This window comes from Pseudomonas sp. SDO524_S393 (genome assembly GCF_054071875.1).
Map to the genome: position 1 here is coordinate 1 of NZ_JBSVVZ010000135.1, position 4,060 is coordinate 4,060.

Sequence of the window (4,060 nt, forward strand, 5' to 3'; positions counted from 1 at the left end):
GCATCACCTCGGTTCAACTGATGTACCGAGGTGCCTGCATCGCAGGCAAGCCAGCTCCCACATTTTTGATCACTTTTTGTCTGGGAATTGTGTGTGCAGTTCTTCCAGTAGTTGGTCTTTTTCTTCCCACAGCTTATTGATCCAGCCCTGAAACGCCGTCCGGTACTCCCCATCCTGCTCATAATTCTTGCCAATGAATTCAGCGGGAATCTGCACCTCTTCAAACTGCACCACCACCTCCTTCACATTTCCGCACAGCAAATCCCAGTATCCCGGGCGCCCGGCAGGATAGTGGATGGTCACGTTCACCAGTGACTTCAACTGCTCACCCATGGCATCCAGCACGAACGCAATGCCACCGGCCTTGGGTTTGAGCAGGTAGCGAAACGGCGACTGCTGCTGGGCGTGTTTGCCGGCGGTAAATCGCGTGCCTTCGGCAAAGTTGAAAATGCCCACCGGGTTGTGGCGAAACTTCGCACAGGTTTTGCGGGTGGTTTCCAGATCCTTGCCTTTCTTCTCCGGGTGTTTCTCCAGGTACGCCTTGGTGTAGCGCTTCATGAACGGGAAACCCAGCGCCCACCAGGCCAGACCAATCACGGGCACCCAGATCAGTTCCTGCTTGAGGAAGAACTTGAGCGGGCGAATTCGGCGGTTCAGCACATATTGCAGCACCATGATGTCCACCCAGCTCTGGTGGTTGCTGGTTACCAGGTACGAATGCTGGTAATCCAGGCCGTCCAGGCCATTCAGGTGCCAACGGGTGCGCTGTACCAGGTTTATCCAACCCTTGTTGTTGGTCACCCAGGCTTCGTGGGTATGGTTCATCAGCCATTCGCTGAAGTGCTTGGCGAAGGGGAGCGCCTTGAACAGTGCCACGATGAACAGGAACGAACACAACAGGATTGTGTTCAGCGCCAACAGCAAGGACGCGATCACCCCGCGTACGGCAGCAGGTAGGAAAGCCAGCATTTAGTTATCCATCGGTCGGTTGGCGGCTTGGATCGCAGTCAGTGCGATGGTGTACACGATGTCATCGACCTGGGCGCCCCGTGGCAGGTCGTTCACCGGTTTGCGCAGGCCCTGGAGCATCGGCCCCAGGCTCACGCAGTCGGCGCTGCGCTGCACGGCTTTGTGGGTGGTGTTGCCGGTGTTCAGGTCCGGGAACACGAACACTGTCGCCTTGCCGGCCACCTGGCTGTTGGGGGCCAATTGTCGAGCCACGGTTTCGTTGGCGGCGGCGTCATATTGCAGGGGGCCGTCGATCAGCAGCGAGCGTTGCTGTTCGTGGGCGAGCAGGGTGGCTTCGCGGACTTTCTCCACTTCTTCGCCGCTGGCCGAGTCTCCGCTGGAATAACTGATCATCGCCACGCGCGGCGTAATGCCGAAGGCTGCTGCCGAGTCGGCGCTTTGCAGGGCGATTTCCGCCAGCTCCGCGGCGCTCGGGTGCGGGTTCATCACGCAGTCGCCGTACACCAGCACCTGTTCGGGGAACAACATGAAGAACACCGACGACACCAGGGTGCAGCCCGGCGCCGTTTTGATCAGTTGCAGGGCGGGGCGGATGGTGTTGGCGGTGGAGTGGATGACGCCCGACACCAGGCCGTCCACTTCGTCCAGCGCGAGCATCATGGTGGCGATCACCACGGTGTCTTCCAGTTGCTGCTCGGCCATCGGTGCGTTGAGGCTCTTGCTTTTGCGCAGGGCCACCATCGGTTCGACATAGCGTTGACGGATCAGGTCCGGGTCGAGAATCTCCAGGCCCTCGGGCAGTTCGATGCCTTGGGCGCGGGCCACGGCTTCCACATCCGCCGGCTTGGCCAGCAGTACGCAGCGGGCAATGCCCCGTGCCTGGCAGATGGCGGCGGCTTGCACGGTCAGCGGCTCGCTGCCTTCGGGCAGCACGATCCGTTTATTGGCGGCCTGGGCACGCTGAATCAACTGGTAACGGAACACCGCCGGCGACAGGCGCATCTCCCGTGGCGTGCCGCAGCGTTGGTGCAGCCAGCGTGCATCGAGGTGGCTGGCGACGAAATCCGTAATGATCTCGGCGCGCTCGCGGTCGTCGATGGGGATTTCTTTGTTCAGGCTGTTGAGCTGGTTGGCGGTGTCGTACGAGCCCGTGCTGACCGACAGCACCGGTAGCCCGGCCTGGAAGGCGCCACGGCACAGGTCCATGATGCGCGGGTCGGGCAGGGTGTCGCTGGTCAGTAGCAATCCGGCCAGGGGCACGCCGTTGATCGCCGCCAGGCTGACGGCCAGGATGATGTCGTCGCGATCACCGGGGGTCACTACCAGTACGCCGGGCTTTAGCAGCTCCACCGTGTTGCGCATGGTGCGGGCACAGATGATGATTTTGGTCATGCGCCGGCTTTCGTAGTCGCCGGCATTCAGAATCTGCGCGCCCATCAGGTCGGCCACGTCGCGGGTGCGTGGCGCGTTGAGTTCGGGTTGATAGGGGATGCAGCCGAGCAGGCGGAAATCACCGCTGCGCAGTAACGGCGAGTGCTCCTTGAGGCGAGCCGAGAAGGCCTCCATGCTTTCGTCGGTGCGCACCTTGTTGAGGATCACGCCGAGTACTTTCGGGTCTTTCGGGCCGCCGAACAATTGGGCCTGCAATTCCACGCGGCCGGAAAGCTCGGTGAGCACTTCGTTTTCCGGGGCGGACACCAGGATCACTTCCGCATCCAGGCTCTTGGCCAGGTGCAGGTTGACCCGTGCCGCATAGCTGGCATTGCGGGTTGGGACCATGCCTTCGACGATCAGCACGTCCTTGCCCACGGCTGCCTGTTGATACAGGGTGATGATCTCTTCGAGCAGCTCGTCGAGCTGGCCATCACCCAGCATGCGTTCTACATGCGCCAGGCCCAATGGCTGGGGCGGCTTGAGGCCGTGGGTGCGCGCCACCAGCTCGGTTGAGCGCTCGGGGCCGGTGTCGCCGGGGTGCGGCTGGGCAATCGGTTTGAAGAAGCCGACTTTCAGTCCGGCCCGTTCAAGAGTACGCACCAGCCCGAGGCTGATGGAGGTCAGACCCACACCAAAATCGGTGGGCGCGATAAAAAAAGTCTGCATGCGGGTTCTCTGGAAGGTGCATGGCTTGGGTGGCGCCCTATGGCTGGGTGCCTACCGATGATCAGGCGTCAAGGTTATCGTTATTCGAGACCTTGCGCACACCAGCCGCACGTAAAGGGTTCGCCTATTTTTTCAAGGCGTTGCGCCGGGTCGTTGACCCAGGCCCGTGACTGCCAGGGCGGTTGGTGCCGCAGGTGTTGGGTGTGGCCGCAGGACAGCTCGACCACCCAGTGCCGTTCTTCGTCCTGATGGAATCCCGTGACCGTCGAGGCCTGGGTTCTGCCCCGTCTGTCCGGGTTCTGTTCGCTTTCGGGCAAATCCTTGTTTAGACTTGTCCGTTCTTCATTCTTATGCAAAAGGTCTCGCCCCATGCCGATCGCCGCCAACAAGGCTGTCTCCATTGACTATACCCTGACCAACGACGCTGGTGAGGTCATCGACAGCTCCGCCGGCGGCGCGCCGCTGGTTTACCTGCAAGGCGCAGGTAACATCATTCCGGGCCTGGAAAAGGCACTGGAAGGCAAGGATGTCGGTGACGAGCTGAAAGTCTCCATCGAGCCGGAAGATGCGTACGGCGAATACTCCGCAGAACTGGTCAGCACCCTGAGCCGCAGCATGTTCGAAGGTGTTGATGAACTGGAAGTGGGCATGCAGTTCCACGCTTCCGCGCCGGATGGCCAGATGCAGATCGTGACCATTCGTGACCTGGACGGCGACGACGTCACCGTTGACGGCAACCACCCGCTGGCCGGTCAGCGCCTGAACTTCCAGGTGAAGATCGTTGCTGTACGTGACGCCTCCCAGGAAGAAGTGGCTCACGGCCACATCCACGGTGAAGGTGGTCACCACCATTGATTGTGGTTTGATCAATCGGTAGCAAAAACGCCCCGACCTGTTCGGGGCGTTTTTTTTGCGCCTGAAAATACACCGCAATCCAAATGTGGGAGCGGGCTTGCCCGCGATGAGGGCGTGTCAGCCACGTTATTCAGTG

General features: G+C 60.9%; 4 protein-coding genes. 1 reads left to right on the forward strand and 3 read right to left on the reverse strand.

What is annotated here, in order from left to right; translation table 11 throughout:
* Positions 1-69 precede the first annotated feature (69 nt).
* From ACW9IB_RS29255 to ACW9IB_RS29265, 3 genes are all read right to left on the reverse strand, one after another.
* Positions 70-969, reverse strand: a complete 900-nt coding sequence (locus tag ACW9IB_RS29255) for an acyltransferase (protein WP_457416781.1) — start codon at positions 967-969, stop codon at positions 70-72.
* Positions 970-3,069, reverse strand: a complete 2,100-nt coding sequence (gene pta, locus ACW9IB_RS29260; protein WP_457366682.1) for a phosphate acetyltransferase — start codon at positions 3,067-3,069, stop codon at positions 970-972.
* Between the two features lie 80 nt (positions 3,070-3,149).
* Complete coding sequence (locus ACW9IB_RS29265; protein WP_457366688.1) at positions 3,150-3,440, reverse strand: DUF3565 domain-containing protein; 291 nt, start codon at positions 3,438-3,440, stop codon at positions 3,150-3,152.
* Between ACW9IB_RS29265 and ACW9IB_RS29270 the strand changes: the two genes are divergently transcribed.
* On the forward strand, positions 3,439-3,924 hold the full coding sequence (locus ACW9IB_RS29270; RefSeq protein ID WP_457366683.1) for an FKBP-type peptidyl-prolyl cis-trans isomerase: 486 nt from the start codon (positions 3,439-3,441) through the stop codon (positions 3,922-3,924). The genes ACW9IB_RS29265 and ACW9IB_RS29270 overlap by 2 nt on opposite strands.
* The last annotated feature ends 136 nt before the right edge of the window (positions 3,925-4,060 follow it).